At 69.2% G+C, this 25,412-nt stretch carries 25 protein-coding genes and 1 tRNA gene; 17 read left to right on the top strand and 9 right to left on the bottom strand.

Features of this window, described 5'->3' with window-relative positions; genetic code table 11:
- The first annotated feature begins 10 nt into the window (after positions 1 to 10).
- The 6 genes from FHR33_RS22265 (at position 11) to FHR33_RS22240 (ending at position 6,899) form a co-directional block, all read left to right on the top strand.
- The gene (locus FHR33_RS22265) at positions 11 to 784 is read left to right on the top strand and encodes a class F sortase (RefSeq protein ID WP_183650994.1); all 774 of its coding nucleotides are present in this window, start codon (positions 11 to 13) and stop codon (positions 782 to 784) included.
- A 149-nt stretch (positions 785 to 933) separates the two neighbouring features.
- Positions 934 to 2,262: a hypothetical protein gene (locus tag FHR33_RS22260; protein WP_183650991.1), complete on the top strand. Its 1,329-nt coding sequence runs from the start codon at positions 934 to 936 to the stop codon at positions 2,260 to 2,262.
- A gap of 5 nt (positions 2,263 to 2,267) precedes the next feature.
- Positions 2,268 to 3,011 (top strand): class F sortase, encoded by a 744-nt coding sequence (locus FHR33_RS22255; protein ID WP_312895663.1) that lies wholly within the window; start codon positions 2,268 to 2,270, stop codon positions 3,009 to 3,011.
- A 376-nt stretch (positions 3,012 to 3,387) separates the two neighbouring features.
- Positions 3,388 to 4,533: an acetyl-CoA C-acetyltransferase gene (locus FHR33_RS22250; RefSeq protein ID WP_183650988.1), complete on the top strand. Its 1,146-nt coding sequence runs from the start codon at positions 3,388 to 3,390 to the stop codon at positions 4,531 to 4,533.
- 50 nt (positions 4,534 to 4,583) lie between these two features.
- Positions 4,584 to 5,306 carry a hypothetical protein gene (locus FHR33_RS22245; protein ID WP_183650985.1) on the top strand — a complete coding sequence of 241 codons (723 nt, stop codon included), beginning with the start codon at positions 4,584 to 4,586 and terminating at the stop codon, positions 5,304 to 5,306.
- A gap of 3 nt (positions 5,307 to 5,309) precedes the next feature.
- A complete protein-coding gene (locus tag FHR33_RS22240) occupies positions 5,310 to 6,899 on the top strand; it encodes a WD40 repeat domain-containing protein (RefSeq protein ID WP_376773291.1) in 1,590 nt (529 codons plus the stop codon).
- Position 6,900: 1 nt separating this feature from the next.
- Here the strand turns inward: FHR33_RS22240 and FHR33_RS22235 are convergent, their stop codons facing one another.
- The 7 genes from FHR33_RS22235 to FHR33_RS22205 all read right to left on the bottom strand — a co-directional run bounded on the left by FHR33_RS22235 (position 6,901) and on the right by FHR33_RS22205 (position 14,229).
- Complete coding sequence (locus tag FHR33_RS22235) at positions 6,901 to 7,038, bottom strand: hypothetical protein (protein WP_183650979.1); 138 nt, start codon at positions 7,036 to 7,038, stop codon at positions 6,901 to 6,903.
- A gap of 284 nt (positions 7,039 to 7,322) precedes the next feature.
- Positions 7,323 to 8,189, bottom strand: a complete 867-nt coding sequence (locus FHR33_RS22230) for a carbohydrate ABC transporter permease (protein ID WP_312895662.1) — start codon at positions 8,187 to 8,189, stop codon at positions 7,323 to 7,325.
- Positions 8,168 to 9,052: a carbohydrate ABC transporter permease gene (locus tag FHR33_RS22225; protein ID WP_183650976.1), complete on the bottom strand. Its 885-nt coding sequence runs from the start codon at positions 9,050 to 9,052 to the stop codon at positions 8,168 to 8,170. Before FHR33_RS22225 ends, FHR33_RS22230 begins: the two co-directional genes overlap by 22 nt.
- Positions 9,053 to 9,116: 64 nt before the next feature.
- Positions 9,117 to 10,400, bottom strand: a complete 1,284-nt coding sequence (locus tag FHR33_RS22220; protein WP_312895661.1) for an extracellular solute-binding protein — start codon at positions 10,398 to 10,400, stop codon at positions 9,117 to 9,119.
- Between the two features lie 445 nt (positions 10,401 to 10,845).
- The gene (locus FHR33_RS53325) at positions 10,846 to 11,280 is read right to left on the bottom strand and encodes an alpha/beta fold hydrolase (RefSeq protein ID WP_344839457.1); all 435 of its coding nucleotides are present in this window, start codon (positions 11,278 to 11,280) and stop codon (positions 10,846 to 10,848) included.
- Positions 11,163 to 13,025: an acyl-CoA dehydrogenase family protein gene (locus FHR33_RS22210; RefSeq protein ID WP_183650973.1), complete on the bottom strand. Its 1,863-nt coding sequence runs from the start codon at positions 13,023 to 13,025 to the stop codon at positions 11,163 to 11,165. Before FHR33_RS22210 ends, FHR33_RS53325 begins: the two co-directional genes overlap by 118 nt.
- 469 nt (positions 13,026 to 13,494) lie before the next feature.
- A complete protein-coding gene (locus tag FHR33_RS22205; RefSeq protein WP_183650969.1) occupies positions 13,495 to 14,229 on the bottom strand; it encodes a class I SAM-dependent methyltransferase in 735 nt (244 codons plus the stop codon).
- Between the two features lie 154 nt (positions 14,230 to 14,383).
- On the opposite strand from FHR33_RS22205, the gene FHR33_RS22200 reads away from it, so the two are divergent.
- From FHR33_RS22200 to FHR33_RS22190, 3 genes are all read left to right on the top strand, one after another.
- Positions 14,384 to 16,606, top strand: a complete 2,223-nt coding sequence (locus FHR33_RS22200) for an ATP-binding protein (protein WP_183650967.1) — start codon at positions 14,384 to 14,386, stop codon at positions 16,604 to 16,606.
- 289 nt (positions 16,607 to 16,895) lie between these two features.
- Positions 16,896 to 17,435 (top strand): RNA polymerase sigma factor, encoded by a 540-nt coding sequence (locus FHR33_RS22195; RefSeq protein ID WP_183650963.1) that lies wholly within the window; start codon positions 16,896 to 16,898, stop codon positions 17,433 to 17,435.
- Positions 17,422 to 18,138, top strand: coding sequence for a hypothetical protein (locus FHR33_RS22190; protein ID WP_183650960.1), 717 nt, complete (start codon positions 17,422 to 17,424; stop codon positions 18,136 to 18,138). The genes FHR33_RS22195 and FHR33_RS22190 overlap by 14 nt, the downstream gene beginning before the upstream one ends.
- Here the strand turns inward: FHR33_RS22190 and FHR33_RS22185 are convergent.
- On the bottom strand, positions 18,127 to 19,158 hold the full coding sequence (locus tag FHR33_RS22185) for an adenosine deaminase (protein WP_376773196.1): 1,032 nt from the start codon (positions 19,156 to 19,158) through the stop codon (positions 18,127 to 18,129). The genes FHR33_RS22190 and FHR33_RS22185 overlap by 12 nt on opposite strands.
- A gap of 62 nt (positions 19,159 to 19,220) precedes the next feature.
- Between FHR33_RS22185 and FHR33_RS22180 the strand changes: the two genes are divergently transcribed.
- From FHR33_RS22180 to FHR33_RS22170, 3 genes are read left to right on the top strand one after another with little or no spacing between them, the layout of a single operon-like run.
- Positions 19,221 to 19,715, top strand: coding sequence for a SigE family RNA polymerase sigma factor (locus FHR33_RS22180; protein ID WP_183650952.1), 495 nt, complete (start codon positions 19,221 to 19,223; stop codon positions 19,713 to 19,715).
- Positions 19,712 to 20,617 (top strand): PASTA domain-containing protein, encoded by a 906-nt coding sequence (locus FHR33_RS22175; protein WP_183650950.1) that lies wholly within the window; start codon positions 19,712 to 19,714, stop codon positions 20,615 to 20,617. The genes FHR33_RS22180 and FHR33_RS22175 overlap by 4 nt, the downstream gene beginning before the upstream one ends.
- 32 nt (positions 20,618 to 20,649) lie before the next feature.
- Complete coding sequence (locus FHR33_RS22170) at positions 20,650 to 21,219, top strand: hypothetical protein (protein ID WP_183650947.1); 570 nt, start codon at positions 20,650 to 20,652, stop codon at positions 21,217 to 21,219.
- Between the two features lie 25 nt (positions 21,220 to 21,244).
- Here FHR33_RS22170 and FHR33_RS22165 read toward each other — a convergent pair whose 3' ends face one another.
- Complete coding sequence (locus FHR33_RS22165) at positions 21,245 to 22,447, bottom strand: pyridoxal phosphate-dependent aminotransferase (RefSeq protein WP_183650944.1); 1,203 nt, start codon at positions 22,445 to 22,447, stop codon at positions 21,245 to 21,247.
- Positions 22,448 to 22,629: 182 nt separating this feature from the next.
- Between FHR33_RS22165 and FHR33_RS22160 the strand changes: the two genes are divergently transcribed.
- The 5 genes from FHR33_RS22160 to rplA all read left to right on the top strand — a co-directional run bounded on the left by FHR33_RS22160 (position 22,630) and on the right by rplA (position 25,274).
- Positions 22,630 to 22,702: transfer RNA gene (locus FHR33_RS22160), tRNA-Trp, on the top strand.
- A 76-nt stretch (positions 22,703 to 22,778) separates the two neighbouring features.
- Complete coding sequence (gene secE / locus FHR33_RS22155; RefSeq protein ID WP_183650941.1) at positions 22,779 to 23,027, top strand: preprotein translocase subunit SecE; 249 nt, start codon at positions 22,779 to 22,781, stop codon at positions 23,025 to 23,027.
- 64 nt (positions 23,028 to 23,091) lie between these two features.
- On the top strand, positions 23,092 to 23,868 hold the full coding sequence (nusG, locus tag FHR33_RS22150) for a transcription termination/antitermination protein NusG (protein WP_312895659.1): 777 nt from the start codon (positions 23,092 to 23,094) through the stop codon (positions 23,866 to 23,868).
- A gap of 183 nt (positions 23,869 to 24,051) precedes the next feature.
- The gene (gene rplK, locus FHR33_RS22145; protein WP_183650935.1) at positions 24,052 to 24,483 is read left to right on the top strand and encodes a 50S ribosomal protein L11; all 432 of its coding nucleotides are present in this window, start codon (positions 24,052 to 24,054) and stop codon (positions 24,481 to 24,483) included.
- Positions 24,484 to 24,554: 71 nt separating this feature from the next.
- Positions 24,555 to 25,274 (top strand): 50S ribosomal protein L1, encoded by a 720-nt coding sequence (gene rplA / locus FHR33_RS22140; protein ID WP_183650932.1) that lies wholly within the window; start codon positions 24,555 to 24,557, stop codon positions 25,272 to 25,274.
- The last annotated feature ends 138 nt before the right edge of the window (positions 25,275 to 25,412 follow it).

Genomic DNA, 25,412 nt, shown 5'->3' with positions numbered 1-25,412 from the left:
GGGGCGGATCATGACCGAGCAGAAGTCGCTGCTGAACAGGGCCCTTCCCGGGCTGCTGATCGCCGGGTCGCTTGGCGGCGTGGCGACCATCATGGCCGGCCTGCTGGCTTTCATCACCCCGGTGGACGACGGCTCCGACGGCGCCGTGCCGATGGCCCAATCCGGCCAGGGCGGCGAGACCGTCGGCATGTACAACGTGGCCAACGCGTTCGTCCTGCCGAGCGTCGGTCCTGGCGGGCCGAACAAGCCGCTGGCCCCCGCCGTGCTGAGCGCGCCCCCGCCCGCCCCTGCCGGTGCGGTCGTGGCGCCGATCAAGCCCACCGCCAAGAAGGCGAAGCCGACCCGCATCCGCATCCCCAAGATCCAGGTGAACGCGCCGATCGGCGGGGTCACCGTCGACTCCAAGGGCGAGCTCCAGGCCCCGCCGACGAGCAAGCCGAACCTGACCGGCTGGTACCGCTTCAGCCCGGTCCCCGGCGAGAAGGGCCCGGCGATCATCAACGGGCACGTCACCACCAAGAGCGGCGCCGCGGTGTTCAGGCGGCTGAAGGAGCTCGCGAAGGGCGACTTCATCTACGTCTACAGGTCCGACGGCAAGGTCACCCGCTTCACGGTGAGCGGGATCGAGCAGGTCAAGAAGTCGGCCTTCCCGACCAAGCGCGTCTACGGCAACGTCACCAACTCCCAGCTGCGGCTGATCACCTGCGGCGGGATGGTCGGCGCGAACGGCCACTACGACGACAACGTCATCGTCTACGCCACCCTGTCCAAGAAGAAGGGATAACGGGCAGGGAAATTTGGGCGGATATTGGAAGTTTGATGACGATTCACAGGGAGAGTTCGTAGGATCTCTACCGAACCGTGACCAAGGACTGGGATCCTGTTACGCCAGTTGCAGTCGGTCACTAGCTGTGTTTGGAACGGAGAGAGACAGTGCAGAAGTCAAAGGCGCGGCGCCGCCTCGCCCTGAAGACCTCCGCCCTGGGCCTCGCGGGAACGCTGGCTCTCTTCGTCGGGTCGATAGTCGGTCTGGCCTCGCCCGCCGAGGCAGCGGCTGAGGTCGCTGCGGCACCGTCGATGACGGTCACGTTCAACTGCGTAGACGGACCGTTCGGTGGCAATCCAGTGACAGCGACCATCAGCGGGCCCGAGTCCGTGGCACCGGGTGGATCCGTCGAGCTCAAGTGGGCCTTTACGGTCAAGCCCAAGGCGGGGCGGACAGTGACTGCTGGCACGATGACCATCGAGGGCGATGTCAACGTGGCGACCATCGCCTCTCCGACAGTGACTGCGCAGAAGACGGCTGTTCCTGTGCCCGCCCTCAATAAGGACCAAGAGTTCTCGACCGTTCCAGAGCTTCTGGGCACGTTCACCGCTCCCACGACGGCCGGCCAGTTGACGGTGACTCCGGTGCCGGTCGCTACTGGCGGCAGCCTCTTCTTCACGCTGTCGACATCGGATGAGACGGAATGCACGTATGTTCCGCCTACGACGGGAACTGCACCGAGCATGGTGATCCCGGTCAACACCGGTGGGGGCGGAGGCACGGGCGGCGACACAGTCTCCTACAAGTGCGCCACGCAGAGCAGTGGGGACCCGAAGGACGCCACTATCACTGTGGCCATGACCCTGCCGACAGCGGCCAAGGCCAACGAGGAGCAGACCGTCCCCGCCACCTACACGGGTGGGCAGTTGACGGTGCCCACGGGCGGGTTCACCACAGGAGCGAAGTTCATCGCCACCGCCTCTGTGAGCGGGGCAGGCGTCTCCGGCACCTCGGTGACCGCGGAGGCGGCGCTCACCACTCTCACCGCCGGCTCGCCGATCACCTTCCCCTCGGTCAGCTTCAAGGTGAAGCCGACCACGGCCGGCACGGTGACGTTGAAGGCTTCGGACATTTACTTCGGAACGTCGACCTCCGTGTACCAGTACAAGTGCACGGTCCAGGCCAGCCCGGTACCGAAAAGTCACACCTTCACCGTGACCGCTGCGAGCACCTCTCCTTCGCCCTCGCCTTCGCCCTCTGCGAGCACCAGCGCCAGTGTCAAGCCCACTCGTACCGTCACCGCGACCGTTACCCAGACCCCCGTCGGTGGGGGGAACGGAAAGGTGACCAAGACGCCCAAGGGTGCCGCCGAGACCGGTGGTGGTGGGGACATGGGGCCTGACGGGCGGATGTTCGTGCTCACCGGGTCGCTGGTCGTGCTGGCCGCCGCGGCGGGCGGGCTGGTCCTGCGTCGCCGCTCCGTCTCCAGGGGTTGACCCCCGTGGCGCCGCACTACCCCGAGCCCTATGACGATCGCGGCAGCAGAATCCTGCGGTCCACGCTGATCCTCGCCGCGGTGGCGGGCGTGTTGACCGTGGTCGTGGGGTTGGTGTTCATGCTGCTCAACCCCGAGGAGTACGGCCTGTCGGAGGGGCGGCAGTCGCTGTCGCTGTCGAGCCAGCCCGACGCGATCACCTCGGGGCAGCCGAGGCAGGCGCTGTTCGAGGCGCCCCCGACGGCCCCGCCGCCGCTGCCCCAGGTGGTGCCCGCACCGCCCATGCAGCCCTCGAACCCGCTCAGGGTGGTCATCAAGCGGCTCGGCATCAACGCGCCGGTCTCGTCGGTCGGCGTGGACAGGAAGGGCGCGATCCAGACCCCGCCGATCGACAATCCGAACCTGGTCGGCTGGTACCGGCACGGCTCCACGGCGGGTGAGGCGGGCCCCGCGGTGATGCTGGGGCACAAGGACACCAGGACCAGAAGCGCGGTGTTCAGCAGGCTCGGCGAGATCCGCAACGGCGACGTCATCGAGGTGAAGCGACGCGACGGCACGACCGCGGTGTTCACCGTGGGCGGGGTCGAGCAGACAGGCAAGGCGACCTTCCCGACCCAGCGCGTCTACGGGGACCAGGACAACGCGCAGCTGCACCTGATCACGTGTGGCGGCGCCTACAACCGCAGCACGGGGCACTACACCGACAACATCATCGTCTACGCGACGATGACCGGTTCTCACCGCTCCTGATCCGCCGCGCCGCGGCCCGGATCCTGCCCGTACGGCAGGCCCACCCCAGCCCACCGCCGTCACCCCTGACCGCCCGTCCATCACGCCGCTCCAGCACGACTCCGGCCGGGCGCCGTCACGTCGCCCGGATCCAGGTGCGACGTGACGGCGGGAACCGAAGTCGGGCTGGAGGACGCGTGATGGACGGGCGGCAACCGGCATCCCACGGTGGCCTTCACCCGGCGGGAGCCGTACGGGAAGGTGGTTGGAGCCGGAGAGCGGACAGGGAGAGCCCCGCGGAGACGCTGGGGTGAGGCGACTCTCACAGGCACAGAGCAACATTCTGTTGTAACCTCTCACTGACCGAATGTTGCTCGGTTTTGACCCGGGAGGCACTGTGGCAGAGGCATACATCGTCGGGGCGGTCCGCACCCCCGTCGGTAAGAAGAAGGGCGGCCTTTCCACCGTCCACCCCACCGACCTGGCCGCGCGCACGCTGAAGGCGCTCATGGACAGGACCGGCGTGGACCCGGCGGCCGTCGAGGACGTCATCATGGGCTGCGTCATGCAGTTCGGCCCGCAGAGCATGGACATCGCCCGCAACGCCTGGCTGAGCGCGGGGCTGCCCGAGACGACCGCGGGCGTCACCATCGACCGCCAGTGCGGCTCGTCCCAGCAGTCCATCCACTTCGCCGCGCAGGGCGTGCTGTCCGGCACGCAGGATCTGGTCGTGGCGGCGGGCGTCGAGTCGATGAGCATCGTCCCGATGGGCTCGTCGATCACCGCGGCCCTGGAGAAGGGCATGCCCTTCCCATTCGGCGAGATGTGGGTCGAGCGGTACGGCAAGCAGGAGATCTCCCAGTTCCGCGGCGCGGAGCTGATGTGCCAGAAGTGGGGCCTGACCCGCGAAGAGCTGGAGAAGTTCGCCTTCGAGTCGCACCAGAGGGCGGCCAAGGCGATCGCGAACGGCTACTTCAGGGACCAGATCGTCCCGGTCAACGGCGTGGAGGACGACGAGGGTCCGCGCCCCGACACCACCCTGGAGAAGATGGCGAGCCTCAAGACGCTGAAGGAGGACGGCGTCATCACCGCGGCCACGTCGTCGCAGATCTCCGACGGCTCTGGCGCGCTGCTCATCGCCTCCGAGCAGGCGGTCCGCGACCACGGGCTCACCCCGCGCGCCCGCATCCACCAGCTCGCCCTCACCGGCGACGACCCCGTCTACATGCTCACGGCGCCCATCCCCGCGACCCAGAAGGCGCTGAAGAAGGCCGGGCTGTCGATCGACGACATCGACGTCACGGAGATCAACGAGGCGTTCGCGCCCGTGCCGCTGGCGTGGATCCGCGAGCTCGGGGCCGACCCGGCCAAGGTCAACCCGAACGGCGGCGCGATCGCCCTCGGCCACCCGCTGGGCGGCACCGGCGCGATCCTGATGACCAAGCTGCTGAACGAGCTCGAGCGCACCGGCGGCCGCTACGGCCTGCAGACGATGTGCGAGGGCGGCGGCCAGGCCAACGTCACGATCATCGAGCGCCTCTGACTCGACGTTCGCCCGGGCCGGCCGACGCCGGTCCGGGCTAGTATTCGATCATGAACGAGGACCCCCGTCTCGTCGAGAGAATGCGACAGGAGGTCGCCGCCTGGGCGCGTTCGGCGGGTGAATCCCTCCAGCTGGGCGTCGTCGGGGTCAGGCTCGCGGCCGACGGGGCGAAGCGCCGCGCGCCGTACGTGACGCTGGCGACGCTCGCCGCCAGCGCCGTCGCGCCACTGGCGCTGACGGCGGTCACGGGGACGACCGTCGCGGCGGCGGCGATCGCCGCGGTCTCAGGGGTCGGCACCAACGTCCTGAGCGAGCTGATCGTCAGGGGCGCCGACACCTGGCGTGACAAGGTGACCGCCGACGAGCGGCAGGCCATGCAGGCCATCCGGGGAGACCTGTCCGGCTCGATCGAGCGGATCCTGGAGGAGGGCGGCGCCAGGGCCGCCGAGCTCCGCGCGGAGATCGCCGGTGTGCTCCACAGGATCGACGCCATGGACGCGGCGTTGCGGGAGGCCGAGGCGCGCGACGACGTGCGGCTGCAGGAGTTCGTCAGCGACCTGTTCATGGAGCTGGGTCGCAGGTTCGCGGAGTTCGCCGCGCTCGCCAAGGACGTCACGGCGGCGATCGAGCGGCTCGAGGCCCAGGCGGCCAGACGGGAGGCGGTGGAGCGCGTCCAGCACGGCAAGACCCACGATCTCCTGGTCAGGCTGATCCACTCCAGTCAGTCCGCCCCAGCCGAGCGCCCCGCCGCCGACGGTCTCGAGCCGCTGTGAAGGATCGGCTCGATTTTCCTGAGCCCTGACGGCAGGCAACTGGCCACGGCCACCATGGACGGTGTGACCAGGGTGTGGGACGTCGCGACGGGCCGCCTGGTGCGCGGTTTCGGCGAGCGCATGGTCGCCTTCAGCGACGACTGGAAGACCGTCGCCACCTGGAGGAACGGCGAACCTGTCCGCAGGATGGCGCTGTCCTCCGCCGCGGAGTACCCGCCGATCCCCGGGGACACAGGTGACTACCGCGTCCGGTTCGGTCCCGACGGCAGGACGCTGGCCGTCGTCGGTGAGAAGCGGATCCGGATCTGGCCCTCGGGCAGGACGATCTCCGTCAACGCCACCGGCATCGCCTTCAGCCCTGACGGCAGGACGCTGGCGGTCACAGGCGAGGACAGGAGGATCAGGATCTGGGAGCTGTCCTCAGGACAGCAGCTGGGAGCTCCCTTCACCGGCCACACCGCCACCATCCAGTCGATCGCCTTCAGCTCGGACGGCAGGACACTGCTCAGCAGAGGCAGCGACGCGGCCATGATGTGGCGCGTGTCGACCTTCAGGCAGCTCGACAGGCTCGAGGGCACCGGCTTCGACACTCTCGCGATCAGCCCCGACGGGCACACCCTGGCCGCGGCCGACGCCGAGCGCGTCAGGCTCTGGGACCTGCGTACCAGACGGCCCATCCGCGACCTCCCGGCAGGAGCGGGCGCGATGCTCTTCACCGCCGACGGCAGGAGGCTGGTCCTCAATACCGGGGAGGGCGTGGTGCTGTGGGACGGCCGTACTCTCAGCGAGCCGCTCGCGGGCACGAGCGGAATCTCAGGCCTGGCGGCGAGCCCTGACGGCAGGTGGCTGGCGACCTCGCACGGAGACCAGCGCGTGCGACTGTGGGACCTGCGCACCCTTGGGCCGGCAGGCGTGATCGAGACCGCCCACGGCGTGGAGAAGCCGCAGGTGGACGATCCTGACGGGACGCTGATCGTGCCACCCGTCACCGGCATCGACTCCGTCGCCTTCAGCCCTGACGGGAGGACACTGGCCACGACGGGAAACGACGGCGAGGCCGCGCTGTGGGATCTGACGACGCGCCGCCGCCTGGGCCGGCCGCTCACCGACGGGCACAGCGACCTGGACATGGCGGCCTTCAGCCCCGACGGCAAGGTGCTGGCCACGGTGGCGGCGGATCCGACGAAGAGTCCTTCCGAACTCGTCCAGCTGTGGGACGCCGCCACCGGAAGTCCGCACGGCGCCCCGTTCGCGGGAGACGGCAGCGCGATCCAGGCGATCGCCTTCAGCCCCGACGGCGCCACGTTGGCCACCGTGGGTAGCGGCGGAGCCATCAGGCTGTGGGACGTCGCCACCCACCGGGCTGTCGGCGAGCCCCTCATGGGCCACGGTCGAGAGGTCTACGACGTCGCGTTCGCCCCGGACGGGAAGACGCTGGCCACGACGGGCAGGGACGGCCTGGTACGCCTGTGGGACGTCGCTCTTCCCTCCGACCCGCTACCGGCGGTCTGCGCGGTAGCGGGCGACTCCTTCATCAGGAGGGAGTGGCAGCGGCACCTGCCGAGAGAGCCGTATGAATCGATCTGCCCGTAGATCAGCGGCCCTTGGGCGGGATGCGGCGCGGCGGGGCGATGGGCCGCTGCGGCATCTTGGGCATCTGGCGGGGAAGCTGCGGTGCCTGCCTGCCGGGCAGGTTGGTGCCGTGCTTCTTCTTGCCTGAACGAACTCGCATGAGAGTGCTCCTTTACGCAACTTGCGACGCGGCCGCATCGAAGATGGCCGGTCGGGCAAGCTCAGCTGCCGCGTCTGGACGGACGGGTCTCAAGTGCTGAGTGGCGGGTGGCTGATCTGGTCAGCCCCGCGCATTACAGGTAAAGGCGCATGGCTCAGACATTAAGGCAGGGCGAGCGCGGCACGCAACGGATTATTGTCGGCGGAGAGGGAGCCGCCCGTGACGGGACAGGAGCCCTCCGAGATCGTCGACGCCGATCTCGGAGGACACCACCGAGATCGGCGCTACTTGATCGAACCGGCTGTCAGACCGCCGACGACCTTGCGCTCGATCAGGGCGAACAGGATGATCACCGGGAGGGTGGCGATCACCGAACCGGCGAACAGGTTCTGCCAGTCGACCGAGTACTGACCGATGAAGGAGTTCAGGGCCACTGTCAGCGGCTGGTTCTCCGGGCTGGTCGTCAGGGTCAGGGCGACCACGAACTCGTTCCACGCCGCGATGAAGGTGAAGATCAGCGCGGTGATGACACCGGGCATGGCCAGCGGCAGCGTGATCCTGAACAGCGCGCCGAAGCGGCCGTTGCCGTCCATGAAGGCCGCCTCCTCCAGCTCCCTGGGGATGGAGGCGAAGTAGGCGTTGAGGATCCACACCGCGAAGGCCAGGTTGAACCCGCCGTTGACGAGGATCAGCGACCACGTCGAGTCGACCAGGCCGAACTGGTAGAACTCGCGGTAGATGCCCACCAGCATCGCGGTCGGCTGGAACATCTGGGTGATCAGGACCAGGATCAGGAAGGCCGTGCGCCCCCTGAAGTTGTGCCTGGCCGAGTAGTAGGCCGCGGGCAGCGCGACCAGCAGCACCAGCAGCGTCGAGCCCGCCGCGACCTTCAGCGTCACGAGGAGGTTGTCGGCCAGGCCGCCCGTCCAGAAGTTCAGTAGGTTCGACCACTCGAAGGACGAGGGGAAGTACTCCGCCTCCCGCAGGCTGCTCTGCGGGCGCAGGGCGGTGAGCAGCATGACCAGGTAGGGGAAGAGGAAGATGAACGCGATCACGTAGGCCGAGCCCGCGATGACCACCTTCTTGACCGACGGCATCGCGCCGCCCGCCACGGGACGGGAGTGGGCCATCACGCCACCTCCTGCTTCCACTTGGAGATCTTGAGGAAGATGGCGGTGAGGACGATCACCATGCCGAAGTTCACGACCGACATGGCCGCCGACTCACCGATGTTCGAGCCCTTCAGAATGAACATGAAGATGGTCGAGGTCGCGGTGGAGTAGCCCGGCTGGCCGTGGGTCATGGACCAGATGATCGGGAAGCTGTTGAAGACGTTCATCACGTTGATCAGCGCGGCGACGGTCAGCGCGGGCCGCAGCAGCGGCAGCGTGATCGACCAGTACGTCCTGAACTTGGAGGCGCCGTCCATCTTGGCCGCCTCGTAGACGTCCGAGGGGATCGTCGCCAGGCCCGCGAGCAGCGCGTACGTGGTGAACGGCACGGACACGAACACCGCGACGAAGATCAGCCAGGGGAACGCGGTGGCGGCCTGGCCGAGCTGGTCGGCGTCGGCGCCGCCCATCGCGGGGATCAGCCCGAGATCGCGCCTGATGAGGTTGATGATGCCGACCTCGGGGTCGAGCATCCACTTGAAGATGATCGACGTCATGAGCACCGAGGCGGCCCAGGGGGCGATGAGCGCCCAACGGGCGATCTTGCGCCCGGGGAAGCGCTGGTTGAACAGCTGGGCCAGCGCCAGCGAGATCAGCACGGTGAAGCCGACGACCGCGACCACCCAGATGAGGCTGCGCAGCATCACCGGCCAGAAGTCGGTCTCGGCGAAGAGCTTGTCGTAGTTCTCGGTGCCGTTCCAGCCGCGGACCACGCCGAACCGGCTGACCTCGAGGAACGACGTCCGAACCATCTCGATGACCGGCCACAGGACGACCAGGGCGATCAGCACCACCGCCGGCCCCACCCAGGCCAGGGGTTCCAGAACGCGCAACCTTTTCATGAAGAACCTTCCATGGGAGTACGGCCGGCGCTGGGGGCAGCGCCGGCCGTACCGACTCCGAGGATCAGCTGCCCTCGGCGACCTTCTGCAGGTCGCCGAGCACCTTCGCCGGGTCGTCCTTGACGGCCCCGCCGATGGTCTGCTTGATCGCGGTGTTCACCTCGGACCACTTGGGGTCCTTGAAGGGGTAGAAGCTCGCGTTGGGCAGCGCGTCGAGGAACGGCTTGAGCTTCTCGTCGCCCGACAGCTTCTCGATGCCGCCGTTGGTGACGGGCAGCAGCTTGTAGTTGTCGACGATCTTCTGGGTGGCGTCGCCGGTGTAGAAGTAGTCGAAGAACTTCTTGATCTCGGCGGCGTGGCCGTTCTTGTTGAACGCCATGATCCAGTCCATGACGCCCAGCGTGGTGTCGAGAGGACCGGTCTTGCCGGCGATCGGGGCCACGGCGTACTTGCCGTTCACGGCGCCCTTGTCGAAGATCGGAATCGACATGGGGCCGCCGTTGACCATGCCGACCTTGCCCGCGGCGAAGTCCTCCCAGACCGTCTTGCGGTCCTTGGTGCCGGGGTTCGGGGTGGTCAGGCCGGCGTCGACCAGGCCCTTCACGTACTGGAAGGCCTCGACGTTGGCGGGGGAGTTGATCGTCCACTTGCCTGAGGCGTCGGTGTAGCCGCCGCCGTTGCCGAGCATCCACAGGAAGGACTCGGCCTGGGCCTCCTCCTGGCCGAGCGGGAGACCGAACGGCTGGCTGACGCCCGCGGCCTTCAGCTTCTCCGCGGCGGCCTTGAGCTCGTCCCACGTCTTGGGCGGCTCAGTGATCTTGGCCTTCTCGAACAGCTCCTTGTTGTAGAAGAGCGCGCGGGCCGAGGAGACGAACGGGATGCCGTACGCGGTGCCGTCGACCTTGCCGAAGTCGGCGAACTTCGTGAGCATGTCCTTCGAGACCTCGGGGGAGAGGACCTCGTCGGTCTTGTAGAGCAGGCCGTCCTTGACGAAGCCCGAGTAGTCGCCCGTCTGCAGGATGTCGGGCACCTGGCCGTTCTGGACCATGGTGGCGACCTGCTTGTCGATGTCGTTCCAGGAGATGACCTGGACCTCCACCTTGATGTTCGGGTTGGCCGCCTGGAAGCCGTCCACCACGGACTTCCAGAACTTCGTGCCGGCGTTGTCGGCCGTGGGGTTGTCGCCGTAGTCGGCGGCCACCATCTTCAGCGTGACCTGCTCGCCGCCGGCCGCCGCCCCCGTCGAACCGCCCTCGGCGGGCGTGCCGGCGTCGCCGCCGCCACAGCTGGACAGGACCAGCATGGTGGCGAGGCCGAGAGCGGCGCCGCCCACAAGCTTGATGTTCACCGTAGATACCGCCTTCTCGTCGGACGGGCCGTTGGTCCATACCAGCCGGCGGAACCCGCCCAGGGATGAGATGCGCGGGCCTGTCAGCACCACGCGTTTGCGTCAGGGTAGGGCGGGATTCATCACCTGGTCTATACCGGCGCATATCGGTTTGAAAACAACGCGGCGAAGCCGGTCTAGACCGGATGAGTCAAAGTTTGTTGGAAGGTGACGGTAATCCGGGTATTTCAAGCAAGTCCAAACTTTGTGGGAGCGTGGAGCTTTCGCATCACCGCAGGCCGTCCGCGTCCTGTTCGGCCTCCGAGGCCTCGGCGATGATCGAAGGCGTGTCGCGGCGTCTCCATCGACCGTCTGGGGGGTCGCCGGGCCCTTGCGGTGGCTCCGTGCCGCGACGGAGCCACTGAAGGCCCGGCGGCTTGGCCTGCTGGTGACCCAGGATGAGAGGTCAGGCCGAGGTGGCCCGAACCGCCTCGCGGATCACGTCGGAGACCTCCTTCGGGCGGGACAGCGCGACGGCGTGCGAAGCGCCCGCGACCTCGACGCCGGCCGCTCCCGCCCGCTTGGCCCCGAACCGCTGGACGTCGGGGTTGATCGCCTGGTCGGCGCCGGCGATGACCGCCATGAGGGCTTCGTCTTCCAGGCCGCCGTGCTCGCGGTCTCGGTGAACGCCTGGGCGGCGAGCGGCCGCTGCGCCAGCGCCAGAACCTTGGTGACCTCGCCGGGCACGTCCGCGCCGAGCTGTCGTCCGCTGCCGTGCCGCCGCTAGCGGACGTGCCGGTGGACGTTCTCGCCGTCCGCGGGAGCGGCGATCCACGGGCCCTCGACGGAGGGGTCGAGGATCCCCTCCTCCACGAAGGTGTAGCGGCCGTCGAGGACGTATCCCGCCACCCTCGCGTCATGGGCGTCGCTGTTGTCCCACAACCTGTCGAACAGCGTGTCCACCCTGATCCTGGCCTGGCGACAGAAGACGTCGGCCAGCTCCATGGGACGCCGTCCGAGGTCGCGGGAGTCCTCGTCGGCTCGCACGCAGACCGCGGTCATCGCGAACAGCTCGGAGCCGATGTCGACGATCCTGCCCAGGAAGGCCTGCCTGTGCTCCAGGCCGCCCTGCCACCTCGACATGGCGTAGAAGGTGGACCTGGCCAGCTTGCGGCTGGTCCGCTCCACGTGCCGCAGATGATGGGCCAGCGGGCCGAAGGCGCCGTAGGCGACGGGGAGCGTGCCCTCGCCGACGACCAGCCCCGGCAGCCACCTGGCGTAGAAGGCGCCGGCCCGCCTGAGCGCTCTGGCTCGGTCCTGCCTGGAGGCGTCAGGGGCGATCAGCTCGCCGGCGACGGACAGGTGCGCGTCCACCGCCTCCCTCGCGATCAGCAGCCGCATGATCTCCGAGGAGCCCTCGAAGATCCGGTTGATGCGCAGGTCGCGCAGGATCTGCTCGGCGGGCACGCCGCGCTCGCCGCGCGCGGCAAGCGACTCGGCCGTCTCGTAGCCGCGCCCGCCTCTGATCTGGACCAGCTCGTCGCCCACCCGCCAGGCCATCTCGCTGGCGAACAGCTTGGCGAGCGCGGCCTCGATCCTGATGTCGTTGGACTCGTCGTCGGCCAGCCTGCTCGACAGGTCGCACACCGCCTCCAGCGCGTAGGCGGTGGCCGCGATGAACGCGACCTTGGTGGCCACCGCCTCGTGCTCGCCGACCCTGTGCCCCCACTGCACACGCGCGTTGCACCACTCGCGGGCGATCTTCACCGCCCACTTGGCGTTGCCCGCGCACGTGGCGGGCAGTGACAGCCGGCCGGTGTTCAGCGTGGTGAGCGCGATCTTCAGACCGTCGCCTTCGCGGCCGATCCTGTTGCGGGCGGGGACGCGGACCCCCTCGAACCGCGTCACCCCGTTCTCGATCCCGCGCAGGCCCATGAAGGAGTTGCGCCGCTGGACGGTGATGCCGGGCGAGTCCGCCTCGACCACGAAGGCGCTGATCTTCCTGCCGGTCCTGGCCATCACCACCAGCAGGTCGGCGACCACGCCGTTGGTCGTCCACAGCTTGACGCCGTCGAGCACGTAGTCGTCCCCGTCGAGGGTCGCGGTCGTGGACAGGCGCGCGGGGTCGGAGCCGACGTCGGGCTCGGTCAGCAGGAACGCCGAGATCTCCCCTCGGGCGCAGCGCGGCAGGAACTCGCGCTTCTGCTCCTCGGTGCCGAACAGCCGCAACGGCTGCGGCACCCCGATCGACTGGTGCGCCGACAGCAGCGCCGACAGCGCGGGGCAGTAGGAGCCGACCAGCATGAGCGCCCTGCTGTAGTACAGGTGGGACAGGCCAAGGCCGCCGTACTCCTCCTCGATCGTGATGCCGAAGGCGCCGAGGCCGGCCAGGCCCCTGACCACCTCGTCGGGCACCGTCGCGGTCCGCTCGATCTGCGCGGGATCCACCCGCGAGTCGAGGAACCTGCGCAGGGCCCTGACGAACTCCTCGCCCTTCTTGGCGGCCGACTCGTCGAGGGTGGGGATCGGGTGGACGAGATCGAGCCGGAAGTCACCGAGGAAGAGCTGCCTGCCGAAGCTCGGCCGCTCCCACTCGGCCTGCCTGGCCTGCTCGGCGACCTCTCGCGCCCGCGCGTACTCGGTCATAACGGCCTCCGCTCGCGTTCCTCCGATTCTGTCCTTCCCCTCGCCTGCCGTCGACACCCGATTCCATGATCATCCCGTACGGCCGGGCCGGGTCATGCCCACCCTCGGCACGTGGCCAGGGTCTGTCCAGGGGGACGGCCATCGAGCACGCGTGGCCGGGGTCGCGTGACGGCGGGGTCGCCGGCGTGGCGGCTTCGGGGTCGGGCGGGCGCGAGAGCTCGCCGGCTCGCACGGCCCGCGGGCACGAGAGGTCACCGGCTCGCGGGAGGCACAGGTGCGGGGTCACCGGCTCGGGGGTTCACGGGCGACGTTGCGGTGATCGGCCGGAGTCCTGCTGGAGCATGCGTGAAAGACCGACGGCCACCGGGTGACTCCGGTGGCCGTGGGGTGGCTTCGCCGTACAGGGTCTTGAAGAGGCGGGCTCGGAGAGCGGCGGGAAAGCGCCGCGCGAGCTACCGAGCGGATGGGGTCAGGAAGGCACGCGGGCGACGCAGAAGACGGTCTGGCCGAACGGGGGGCGGATGAAGCGCTCGATCAGGCGCGTCGCCGGCACCACCGTGCGGTCGTAGATCTTGACCAGGCGCGGGTCGGGGTAGCCGACCCCGCCGCGGCGGACCGCGGCCCACCAGGCGATGCCGCCCAGGAAGTTGATCGGCTTGATGACGTCGATGTCGAGCCCCGCCTTCGCCACTGAGCTGCTCAGCGTCTTGGGCGTGTAGCGCTGGACGTGGCCGACCTTCTTGTCGAAGTCCCCGTAGAGCTGCATGTAGCCGGGCACCCAGATGATGATCCTGCCGCCGGGCGTCACGACGCGGGCCAGCGAGCGCAGCGCCCCCGCGTCGTCCTCGATGTGCTCGAGGACGTTCATCATGACGACGGTGTCGACCTTCTCCTCCATCGGAACCGCGTCGGGGAGGGCGAAGTGCAGCACGTCGATGTCGGAGCGGTCGGCGAAGCGCTTGCGCAGCTGCTCGACGCAGTAGGGGTCGAAGTCGCTGACCACGAGCCGGTCGAGGCGGGGCAGGAACTGCTCGGCGAAGTGCCCGAGGCCCGAGCCGATCTCCAGCATGGAGCGGCCGACGTGGGGCGCCACCATGTCGAACTCGTACTGCCGGTAGTTCTTGGCCTCGTCGCCGCCGAGGTGGTTTTCCAGAGCCTCGTCGCCGGCCGCCGGTTGGACCACGCGGTCGTACCCAGATGACATGAGAGCTGTTCCTCCAAGAATGCGGTGCCGCAGAGTCTAGTGCCCGCTCGGATCTCCGGGTCACTTCATCCGCCGAACTCGCGAACGGACACTCCGGGGCGCATTCGGCGCGTTACTATGCGCTAACCCGTGAATCCCCACACACGAGGCAGTGATGGAGAGAGGCAACCTCCCTGCCGACGTCACCGGTTTCGTCGGCAGGCGGGCAGAGCTGAAGGAAGTCAGGCGTCTGCTCGGCAGGGCGCGGCTCGTCACGCTCACCGGCGTCGCCGGCGTAGGGAAAACGCGGCTGGCCATGCGAGCGGCCTACTCCGCGCGCAGGGCCTTCGACGACGGTGTGTTCTTCGTCGACCTGAGCACCCTGCACGATCCCGGCCTGATCGAGACGGCGATCGCCGACGCGATGCGACTGACCGACCAGACCGCCAGGACCGACGAGGAGGTCCTCACCGCCCACCTGGCCGGCAAGCGCCTGCTCCTCGTTCTCGACGGGACCGAGCACCTGGTCGGGCGCTGCGCCCAGCTGGCGGAGCTGCTGCTCAGAAGGTCGCCTGGGCTCAAGATCCTGGTGGCGGGAAGGCAGGCACTCGAGATCGAGGGCGAGCACCTGCTGCCGGTGCCCTCGCTCACGCTCTCCGACGCGGTCGCCCTGCTCGCCGACAGGGCCCTGGCCGCGACCGGCGCCTTCGCCGTCACGGCGGAGAACGAGGCGCTGGTCAGGAAGCTGTGCCTCAGGCTCGACCGGATCCCGCTGGCGATCGAGCTGGCGGCGGTCCGCCTGCGCGCGCTGTCGGTCGAGGAGGTCGTCGAGGGTCTCGACCACCGTTTCAAGCTGCTCGACCTTGGCAGCAGGGCGGGCGGCCCCCGGCACCAGACACTGAGGGCGGCGATCGGCTGGAGCCACGAGCTGAGCACGCCTGACGAGCGGCTGCTGTGGGCGCGGCTGTCGGTCTTCAGCGGCGGCTTCGGCCTGGTGGCGGCCGAGTCGGTCTGCTCCGGCGGGCGCCTGTCGCGCGCGGCGATCGTCGACCTGGTCGGCGCCCTGGTCGACAAGTCGATCCTGATCAGGGAGGAGCGGGAGGAAGGCGTCCGCTACTCCCTGATCGACTCCGTCAGGGAGTACGGCGCCGAGTGGCTGGGAAGGCTCGGCGCCGCGGAAGCCGACGCGTTGCGCGCCCGCCACACCGACTTCTACCTCAGGCTCGCCCGCGCCAACGAGGCCGACTGGTTCGGCCCCCGCCAGCAGGCCATCTTCTCCAGCACCCGCGCCGAGCTCGGCAACCTGCGAGCCGCCTTCGAGCGCTGCCTCGACGCCCACGAGCAGGCGCTCGACATGGCCGCGACCCTCTGGTTCTACTGGGTCGGCTGCGGGCAGCTGCGCGAGGGCCGCCACTGGCTCGGCCGCGCGCTGTCGGCCGCGCCCGAGCCGACCTCCGCGCGGATGAGGGCGCTGTGGGTGGCGGGCTACGTCTGCGTCCTCATCGGCGAGAGCGACTCGGGCACGCGCTTCCTCGAGGAGTGCAGGGACCACGGGGACCAGCGGGCCGTCGCCTACGCCGTCCATCGTCTGGGGTGCGCGGCGCTGATCGCCGACGAGCACGACCGTGCCGTCCCGCTCTTCACCGAGGCCGTCGAGAGGTACGCGAAGCTCGGCGTGCTCGAGTGCAACGTCCTCATGGCCTGCGTCGAACTGGCGATCGTGCTGGCCTTCCGCGGTGAGCTCGACTCCTGCGCCGAGCTGTGCGACCAGGTGCGCGACCGTTGCGAGCGCGTGGGGGAGCAGTGGGTGCTGTCCTACGTCGACTACGTGGAGGCGTACGCGGCCTGGGCGAAGGGGGCGAGGGGGCGGGCGCTGTCGCTCGCGCTGCGCAGCCTGCGCGTCAGCCACCGCTTCCACGACCTGGTCGGCATCGTGCTGTCGGTCGAACTGGTCGCCCTGCTCAGGGCCGAGGCGGGCGAGCCGGAGGTGGCGGCGGTGCTGCAGGGCGCCGCGGGCACGATCTGGCGCTCGGTCGGGCCGCTGCTGTTCGACTCCAGGCATTTCAACAGGCCCCACCTCATCTGCGCCGAGCGGGCCGAGCGAGAGCTGGGCGGCAGGGTCTACGCCGCGGCCTACGCCAGGGGCCGGCGGCTGGGCCTCGACGAGGCGGTCTCCGCGGCGGCGGGCGGCAGGGAGCCGCGCGCCGAGCTCCCGCTCACCCGCCGCGAGTGGGAGGTCGCCCAGCTGGTCGCCGGGGGGCTGTCGAACAGGGAGATGGCCGAGCAGCTGGTGCTGTCCAAACGGACGGTGGACGCGCACGTGGAGCACATCCTCGACAAACTCGGCTTCTCGTCCAGAGCGCAGATCGCGGCATGGGTGACCTCCCTGCCGAGCTGACCATGTCCGTGGGGCGCGCCTGACGCCGCTCGCCGCGGCCGGACGGAGGCGGCGCCGCTGTTCGGCTGCCCTGCCGACCTCCACCTCGCCACGAGAAATAGGTATGCGCGTGGGCCGATCTACGGATGTGACGATACGTGAGGACGTGAAGACTGTTCGCAGCCGTTCGACGACCGGGGGTGTCGGTCGGCGAAGGCGGTGAGGTGGAGGAGGGGCCGTCTCACCGCCTTTCTTTTCTCGCTTTCCTCTTTCGCGCGAGCCCCCGCATGGGATGGAATCTGACTCGCCCATGGATGACGACGAGGCGATAGCCCGCGCGCTCGACGGTGACCTGTCCGCCTACGAGGCGCTCGTCGCCCGCTACAGCGCGCTCGCCCACCGCACCGCCGCCATGCTCGGCGCGGGCGACGAGGCGCAGGACGTGGTGCAGGAAGCGTTCGTCAAGGCGTTCAGGCACCTGGGCGGCTTCAGGAGGGACGCGCCCTTCCGTCCGTGGCTGCTGCGGATCGTCGCCAACGAGACCCACAACCTCACCAGGTCGCGAGGGCGAAGGTCGGAGCTGGCGCTGAAGCTCGGCGCGATGGCCGCCACGCAGGCCTCCGACGACCCCGAGGGCACGGCCGTCGCGGGCGACCGCAGGGAGCGCCTGCTGGCCGCCGTGCGCAGGCTGCCTGATCGGGAACGGGAGGCCGTGGTCTGCAGGTACTTCTTGCAGCTGTCGGAGCAGGAGACCGCCCAGGTGCTCGACTGGCCGGTCGGCACGGTCAAGTCCAGGACGCATCGCGGACTGGCCAGACTGAGGGAGGAGGTGGGACGTGACCTCGCCTGACGACGACCTCGAGGCGGAGCTCATGGCGCTCGCCGACTTCGTCGACCTGCCGGCCGCCCCGCCGCCCGCCGAGGTGGCGGCGGCCGTACGGGCCCGCATCGAGGAGCCCTCGCCCGAGCCCGCGCCACCGGCGAGAAGGCGGCCCAGGTGGCGGCTCGTCGCGGCCATCGCGGTCGTGATCGTGGCGCTGACCGCCGCCACCCCGCAGGGCAGGGCCGCCGTCGTGCACATCCTGCGCCTTGCGGGCATCGAGGTGCGCGTCGGCGAGCAGGGCGCGCCGCCCGCGACACCCGTGCCGCTGCCGGGCGAGCGCGAGGTCGACCTGGCCGAGGCGCGGCGGCTCACGGGGTTCCCCGTCAAGGTGCCCGCCGCGCTGGGCGAGCCCGAGCGCGTCACGGTCAGCGACGGCGACAGGATCGTCTCGCTGTTCTGGGCGGACGGCGTGCGGCTCGACCAGTTCGAGGGCCTGACCCCCTACTTCGTGAAGCAGTTGCGCGAGCCGTGGCCGGAGCACGTCGGCGGCGACGGCTGGTGGCTGGCCAAGGAGCACACGCTCAGCCGCCTCGACAGGCAGGACGGCAGCCGGCTCCCGCTGCGACTGGCGGGACCCACTCTCATCTGGTTCGACGGCGACCTCGCCCACCGCCTCGAAGGCGTCACCTCCAAGGAGCGGGCGGTGGAGATCGCCTCCTCACTCCGCTGAGGGCGCGGTGAGCCAGTCGTCCACGCCCTTCATCAGCTCCTTGCGCACCGACTCGGGCGCGGCCGACGACCTGATCGACTGCCGCGCCAGCTCGGCCAGCGCCCTGTCGTCGAAGCCGTAGAGGTCGCGCGCCAGCTCGTACTGCGGCAGCAGCCTGGCCCCGAACAGCAGCGGGTCGTCGGCACCCAGCGCGATCGGCACCCCCGCGTCGAACAGCCTGCGCAGCGGCACGTCCTCGGGCCCCGCGACCACGCCGAGCCCCACGTTGGAGGTCGGGCACACCTCGCAGCAGATCTGCCTGTCGGCCAGCCGCTCCATCAGCCGCTCGGACTCGGCCGCCCGCACGCCGTGCCCCACCCTGTCGGCGTCGAGGTCGTCGACGCACTCGGCGACGCTCTCGGGGCCGAGCAGCTCACCCCCATGAGGGACGGCCAGCAGCCCCGCCCGCCTGGCGATCCTGAAGGCGTGCTCGAAGTCGCGCGCCCTTCCCCTCCGCTCGTCGTTGGACAGCCCGAACCCGACCACGCCCCTGCCGGCGTACTGCGTGGCGAGCCTGGCCAGCGTCCTGGCGTCGAGCGGATGCCTGGTCCTGTTCGCCGCCACGACCGTCGCGATCCCGATGTCGGCCGCCCTGGCGGCCCGTTCGGCGGCGTCGAGCATCAGCTCCAGCGTCGCGGTCAGCCCGCCGAAGCGTGAGGCGAACCCCGACGGGTCCACCTGGATCTCCAGCCAGCGCGAGCCCTCGGCCGCCTCGTCCTCCGCCGCCTCGCGCACCAGCCGGTAGATGTCCTCCTCGCGCCTCAGCACCGACCTGGCGATGTCGTACAGGCGCTGGAACCTGAACCAGCCCCGCTCGTCGGTGGCGTGGAGCTGCGGCGGCCAGTCCTCCTCGAGCGCGTCGGGCAGGTGCAGGCCCTGCTCCCTGGCCAGTTCGATCAGCGTCGAGTGCCGCATGGAGCCGGTGAAGTGCAGGTGCAGATGAGCCTTGGGCAGCTCGGCCAGGGGACGTGGCATTTCCATATGGTGCCACTCAACCTCGCGGTGGGTTGACGCGTTGGGAGGGGCGAAAGGGGACCTCGCTGATGACGGAAGAACATGAGGCGGCCTTCGACCAGTTCCTGGCCGCCCGAAGCACGTCACTGCTACGCACCGCGATCCTGGTATGCGGGGCGTCGCAGCACGACGCCGAGGACCTCGTCCAGCACGCGCTGGAGAAGGTCTACCGGCACTGGCCGAGGATCGGGCACGACAACCCCGACGCCTACGCGCGCAGGATCGTCGTGAACGCGGCCATCTCGGCGGCCCGCCGCCGAAAGATCATTCAGGAGATCACGTTCGCCAGGCCGCCGGAGACCGAGGCGGCGGCGCCCGACCTCGATCTGCGCGACGCGCTCATGGCCGAGCTGCGCAGGCTGCCCGCACGGATGCGGGCCGTCCTGGTCCTGCGCTACTGGGAGGACCTGTCGGAGTCGGCCACGGCGGCGGCGCTCGGCTGCTCGCTCGGCACGGTCAAGAGTCAGGCGGCGCGGGGGCTCGCCAGAATCCGGGAGAACATGAAGGAAGGAGCGCTCGTATGAAGGTCGAAGAGGGCCTCGCCGAGGCGATGGCCGCCCGGGTGGCCGACGTGCAAGCGCCGTCCACGATGGGCGGGAGCGTGCGCAGGAGGCACCGCAGGCACGTGATCAGGTTCAGGGTGGCGGGGGCCGCCCTCGTGACCGCCGCCCTGGCGGCGGGGGGTCCCGTGGTCCTGTCGATGAGCTCGGGCTCCTCGGACGCGGCGCAGGCGCCCACGACCGCGAAGATCGTGACCGAGGTGACGGTGCCCGACCTGACCGACATGACGCTGGCCGAGGCCCAGGCGGCGCTGCGGGCGGTAGGTCTCGTCGGCGAGAAGCTGACAGGACACGAGCACGTCTTCGACCAGGAGCCGAAGCCGGGCACGGAGGTGTCTACGAGCTCGACCGTCAAGCTCTACCTGGTGGAGGAGAGGCCCCAGACGCTCGGCGATCTGGGCGACGGCCGCACGTTCGGCGGCATCACGCTCGGCTACCTGCCCGAAGGGCTGGTGTGGAGCAAGTGGTCGAACAAGTGGTCCGGCAAGAAGGCACGGGGCGGCACCAGCTACACCACCAGCTACGACACTCCTGACGGCCGCCCCGGCAGGTACGGCATCCAGGTCATGGTGCACGAGGGCAAGGCGGGCAGGCAGGTCGAGGCCCGCCTGAAGCGCGACGGTGTCGAACTCGTCGACCTCGGCGGCAGACAGGCGTACGTGGCCAACGTCGGCGAGGGGGGCGAGGTCGGAAAGCCCGGCACGCAGCAGGGCAGGGAGCCGAGCACTCCCACCATCGGCTTCAAGCTGCGCGACGACCTCGCGGTCGAGGTGATGATGAGCCCTGACAGGGCCGAGAAGCTCGGCGTCGAGGCGGTCTCCACCGAGCTGCAGAAGATCGCGCAAGGGATCCGCCCCGCGGAGTGATCAGAGCGGGGAAGGCGGGCATCTAAGGGGGTATGGCGCCTGACGGGTTGGTCACCGCCCACGGCGGGCGATGGCGGGCCGCGCTCGCCCTCGCCGCCCTGGCGGTGACCGTCCTCACGATCATCGCCATCTTCTCCTCGGGATTCGGCAGGACCTCACCGGTCACCGTCGTCCCGACCCTTGCCCCCACGCCTCCATCGACCCCCACCGCCACCTCACCCGCCATCACGGTGGTGGCCGACAACTTCTGGCTCACCTACCTGCCCGCCGGGCTCAGCCGCACAGGAGGCGGCTCCATCGCGCCCGAGCCCGGCGTCGAGGGCGGATGGGCCCGCTACGCCGCCGGGTCGAGCTTCGTCGAGGTGCAGGTGGAGCACGGCACCGTCGCGGCCGACTGGGAGACCTACCGCAAGCGCGCCGTTCTCGCCTCGCCGCGCGAGACCACCGTCCGCGGCAAACCCGCCCTGGTCGGCAGGCATCCGAGCGGCGGGATGATGATCGCCTGGCTCGAACGCACGGGCACCGGCGCATGGATCCGCGTCAGCGACACCCTCTCCGCCGACCTGCTGCCCCTGGCGGCCTCCGTCCAGGCGCCCTCCTGACCAGGACAAGGGCGCACCGGGTGAATCAGACGGCTTCGGACAGCAGCTTCTGGAGGCGGCTGACGCCCTCGACCAGGTCGTCGTCGCCCAGCGCGTAGGACAGGCGGAAGTAGCCCGGCGTGCCGAAGGCCTCACCGGGGACGACCGCCACCTCGGCCTCCTCCAGGATCAGCTCCGCCAGCTCGGCCGAGGTCTGCGGACGCCTGCCGCGCAGCTCCTTGCCCAGCAGCGCCTTCACCGACGGGTAGACGTAGAAGGCGCCCTGCGGCTCAGGGCAGAGCACTCCTGGGATCTCGTTGAGCATCCTGACCATGGTCTTCCTGCGACGGTCGAACGCCTCGCGCATCCGCTCCACCGCCGACAGGTCACCCTTCACCGCGGCCAGCGCCGCGACCTGGGCGACGTTGGAGACGTTGGAGGTGGCGTGCGACTGCAGGTTGGTCGCGGCCTTCACCACGTCGGAGGGGCCGATGAGCCAGCCGACCCGCCAGCCGGTCATGGCGTAGGTCTTGGCGACGCCGTTGAGGATGACGACCCTGTCGCCGAGCTCCGGCACGGCGGTGGCGATGCTGGTGAACTCCGCGCCGCCGTACACGAGGTGCTCGTAGATCTCGTCGGTGACCACCCAGAGGCCGTGCTCGGCCGCCCAGCGGCCGATCGCCTCGACCTGCTCGCGCGGGTGGACCGCGCCCGTCGGGTTGGACGGCGAGACGAACAGCAGCACCTTGGTCCGCTCGGTGCGGGCCGCCTCCAGCTGCTCGACGGAGACGAGGTAGCCGGTGGTCTCGTCGGTGACGACGTCGACCTGCACCCCGCCGGCCAGCTTGATCGCCTCGGGGTAGGTCGTCCAGTAGGGAGCGACCACCAGGACCTCGTCACCGGGATCGAGCAGAGTGGCGAACGCCTGGTAGACGGCCTGCTTGCCGCCGTTGGTCACCAGCACCCTCGAGGCGTCGACCCGGTAGCCGGAGTCGCGCAGGGTCTTGTCGGCGATCGCCTGCCTCAGCTCGGGCAGGCCGCCCGCCGGCGTGTACTTGTGGAAACGCGGCTCGCGCGCCGCCTCGACCGCAGCCTCGACGATGTAGCCGGGGGTCGGGAAGTCGGGCTCGCCCGCGCCGAAGCCGATGACGGGACGGCCCGCGGCCTTCATGGCCTTCGCCTTGGCGTCGACGGCCAGAGTGGCGGACTCGGAGATCGCGGAGATGCGTGCGGAGATGCGGCTGGACATATTCACATGGTGACAGACGGCGACACGCCCATGCGGGCAAGTGGCTTGTGACCAGGGCGATCTCGTTCTGGTTCGACGTAGCCGTCATTCTTCCGTACACTTTCGCCTGGTCCTGCCGCCGCATGTCGATGCGGCGATCGGCCCGGGCAGTAAGTCAATCCATGTAGTGTGGTTGACGACATAGGGCACTAGCGCAATTGGTAGCGCACCGGTCTCCAAAACCGGCGGTTGGGGGTTCGAGTCCCTCGTGCCCTGCTGAGTGCGGTCCGCGCAGCAAGGCGTGTAAGCGCGCCGCGCAACTGCGTTGGATACGACAGATCAGGTGAGGACTGTGGCGATCGACACGCACAGCGAGACCGCAGGCAAGCCGAGCGGCGAGAAGAAGCAGAAGCGCACTTCTCCTGCCCTTTTCTATCGGCAGGTCGTCAATGAACTGCGCAAGGTCATCTGGCCGACGCGCAAGGATCTCATCACCTACACCACGGTCGTTCTGGTATTCGTTCTGATCATGGTTGCGATCGTGTCGGGGCTTGACGCCCTGTTCACGGAGGGCGTCCTGCGGATCTTCGGCGGCAGCTGATCCCATGCCGGCGGGTGACGCCCGACGGGCCACCATTCGATTCGACGAAAGAGGAAAAGTCACCGTGTCCGAGACTTCAGACACCCCTCGCGAGGAGTGGGACGACGACGTCGCCGCTGAGGAGTCCATCGACGAGGTCGAGGAGACCGACGTCGAGGAGCCCGAGGCCGAAGACGCCGACGACGTCGAGGAGTCCGACGAGGCTCCGGTGGCCGTCGTCGAGGAAGAGGGAGACGACGAGGTCGAGGAGATCGACCCCGTCGAGGAGTTCAAGCGCTCCCTGCGCGGCCAGCTCGGCGAGTGGTACGTCATTCACTCCTACGCCGGCTACGAGAACCGCGTGAAGTCCAACATCGAGAGCCGCAACGTGTCGCTCAACATGGAGGACTACATCTTCCAGGTCGAGGTGCCCACGCACACCGTCCAGGAGTTCAAGAGCGGCAAGAAGGTTCCGGTCAAGGAGCGCGTGCTGCCCGGCTACGTGCTGGTGCGCATGGACCTCACCGACGAGTCCTGGGCCGCGGTGCGTAACACGCCCGGCGTGACCGGCTTCGTCGGCCTCTCCAACAAGCCGAGCCCGCTCAGCATCGACGAGGTCGCCAAGCTGCTGGCGCCCGAGCCGACCGAGGAGGCCAAGAAGGCCACCGCCAAGGCCTCCACGGGCCCCGCGGTCGAGTTCGAGATCGGCGAGTCGGTCACCGTCATGGACGGTCCGTTCGCCACGCTGCCCGCCTCGGTCAGCGAGATCAGCCCCGAGTCGCAGAAGCTCAAGGTGCTGGTGTCGATCTTCGGTCGTGAGACCCCGGTCGAGCTGTCGTTCAACCAGGTCTCCAAGATCTGACAGCCTCGCATACACTCGATGGGGAACGTGTGACTCCGCGCGCGCTCTAGCCGCCGGAGTCCCCCGCACGTCTCTGTCGTCACAGACGTTGGGCAGGCCGTCCCTCGCGAAGGGCGGCCTTCCGACATGTCCGCCCGCACCCGCGGGTGGACGGCACCGCAATCAGGACCCGGAGAAGGACACATGCCTCCGAAGAAGAAGATCGCGGCACTGGTCAAGGTCCAGCTTCCCGCTGGCCAGGCCACGCCCGCCCCGCCGGTCGGTACCGCCCTCGGTCCGCACGGCGTCAACATCATGGACTTCGTGAAGCAGTACAACGCTGCCACGGAGGCCCAGCGGGGCAACATCATCCCCGTTGAGATCACCATTTTCGAGGACCGCAGCTTCACCTTCATCACGAAGACGCCCCCGGCGCCTGAGCTGATCAAGAAGGCGCTCGGCCTCGACAAGGGCTCTGCGGTTCCCCACAAGGACAAGGTCGGCAAGCTGAGCCGCGAGCAGCTGCGCAGCATCGCCGAGACGAAGATGCCCGACCTCAACGCCAACGACGTCGAGGCCGCCGAGAAGATCATCGCCGGCACCGCCCGGTCGATGGGCATCACCGTCGCTGACTAAGACCTTTCCGTTCGTTCCGTGGGAGGGCCACGCGCTGGCCCGCGACCACAGACTCCACCGAGGAGACAGAAGTGAAGCGCAGCAAGGCGCACAAGAACGCGTCGACGCAGGTCGACCGCGACAAGCTCTACACCCCCGCCGAGGCCGCGAAGCTGGCCAAGGCGACCTCCACCACCAAGTTCGACGCCACCGTTGAGGTGGCGCTGCGGCTGGGTGTCGACCCTCGCAAGGCCGACCAGATCGTGCGCGGCACGGTCAACCTCCCGCACGGCACCGGTAAGACCGCCCGGGTCCTGGTCTTCGCGACCGGTGACCGTGCCGAGGCTGCCCGCGAGGCCGGCGCCGACATCATCGGCGCCGACGAGCTCATCGACGACATCGCCAAGGGCAACAGGCTCAACGAGTTCGACGCCGTCGTCGCCACCCCTGACCTGATGGGCAAGGTCGGCCGTCTGGGCCGCGTCCTCGGCCCGCGTGGTCTCATGCCGAACCCGAAGACCGGCACCGTGACCCCGGACGTGGCCAAGGCCGTGACCGAGATCAAGGGCGGCAAGATCGAGTTCCGCACCGACCGTCAGGCGAACCTGCACTTCATCATCGGCAAGACGTCGTTCGGCGAGCGCCAGCTCATCGAGAACTACGCCGCCGCCCTTGACGAGGTGCTGCGTCTCAAGCCGTCCGCGGCCAAGGGGCGTTACGTCAAGAAGGTCACCTTCTCCACCACGATGGGCCCGGGCGTCCCGGTCGACCCCAACGTGACCCGCGCGATGACCGCCGAGCTCGACGGCTGATCCCGCTCTTCTCGTCAGACCCCCGCAGGGATCTCCTGCGGGGGTCTTTCGTTTCCGGCGATCCGCCGCGCTGAACGGGATTCAAGACGCATTTGGGGATGAAGCAGACTCAGGGTTATCTCCGGGTCATCCCTGTGC

Source organism: Nonomuraea dietziae (assembly GCF_014195505.1).
In the GTDB taxonomy this organism is placed as follows: domain Bacteria; phylum Actinomycetota; class Actinomycetes; order Streptosporangiales; family Streptosporangiaceae; genus Nonomuraea; species Nonomuraea roseola.
This window is presented reverse-complemented; position numbering and strand designations above follow the sequence as displayed.

Excerpts from the sequence above, each read along its gene's own strand:
- FHR33_RS22195 (WP_183650963.1), top strand. The coding sequence starts at position 16,896 with ATGGATGACGACGAGGCGATAGCCCGCGCGCTCGACGGTGACCTGTCC.
- FHR33_RS22265 (WP_183650994.1), top strand. The coding sequence starts at position 11 with ATGACCGAGCAGAAGTCGCTGCTGAACAGGGCCCTTCCCGGGCTGCTG.
- FHR33_RS22235 (WP_183650979.1), bottom strand. The coding sequence starts at position 7,038 with ATGCGAGTTCGTTCAGGCAAGAAGAAGCACGGCACCAACCTGCCCGGC.
- FHR33_RS22175 (WP_183650950.1), top strand. The coding sequence starts at position 19,712 with ATGAAGGTCGAAGAGGGCCTCGCCGAGGCGATGGCCGCCCGGGTGGCC.
- FHR33_RS22185 (WP_376773196.1), bottom strand. The coding sequence starts at position 19,158 with ATGGAAATGCCACGTCCCCTGGCCGAGCTGCCCAAGGCTCATCTGCAC.
- FHR33_RS22245 (WP_183650985.1), top strand. The coding sequence starts at position 4,584 with ATGAACGAGGACCCCCGTCTCGTCGAGAGAATGCGACAGGAGGTCGCC.
- FHR33_RS22200 (WP_183650967.1), top strand. The coding sequence starts at position 14,384 with ATGGAGAGAGGCAACCTCCCTGCCGACGTCACCGGTTTCGTCGGCAGG.
- FHR33_RS22205 (WP_183650969.1), bottom strand. The coding sequence starts at position 14,229 with ATGTCATCTGGGTACGACCGCGTGGTCCAACCGGCGGCCGGCGACGAG.
- rplK (WP_183650935.1), top strand. The coding sequence starts at position 24,052 with ATGCCTCCGAAGAAGAAGATCGCGGCACTGGTCAAGGTCCAGCTTCCC.
- FHR33_RS22210 (WP_183650973.1), bottom strand. The coding sequence starts at position 13,025 with ATGACCGAGTACGCGCGGGCGCGAGAGGTCGCCGAGCAGGCCAGGCAG.
- FHR33_RS22225 (WP_183650976.1), bottom strand. The coding sequence starts at position 9,052 with ATGAAAAGGTTGCGCGTTCTGGAACCCCTGGCCTGGGTGGGGCCGGCG.
- FHR33_RS22180 (WP_183650952.1), top strand. The coding sequence starts at position 19,221 with ATGACGGAAGAACATGAGGCGGCCTTCGACCAGTTCCTGGCCGCCCGA.
- FHR33_RS22170 (WP_183650947.1), top strand. The coding sequence starts at position 20,650 with ATGGCGCCTGACGGGTTGGTCACCGCCCACGGCGGGCGATGGCGGGCC.
- FHR33_RS22165 (WP_183650944.1), bottom strand. The coding sequence starts at position 22,447 with ATGTCCAGCCGCATCTCCGCACGCATCTCCGCGATCTCCGAGTCCGCC.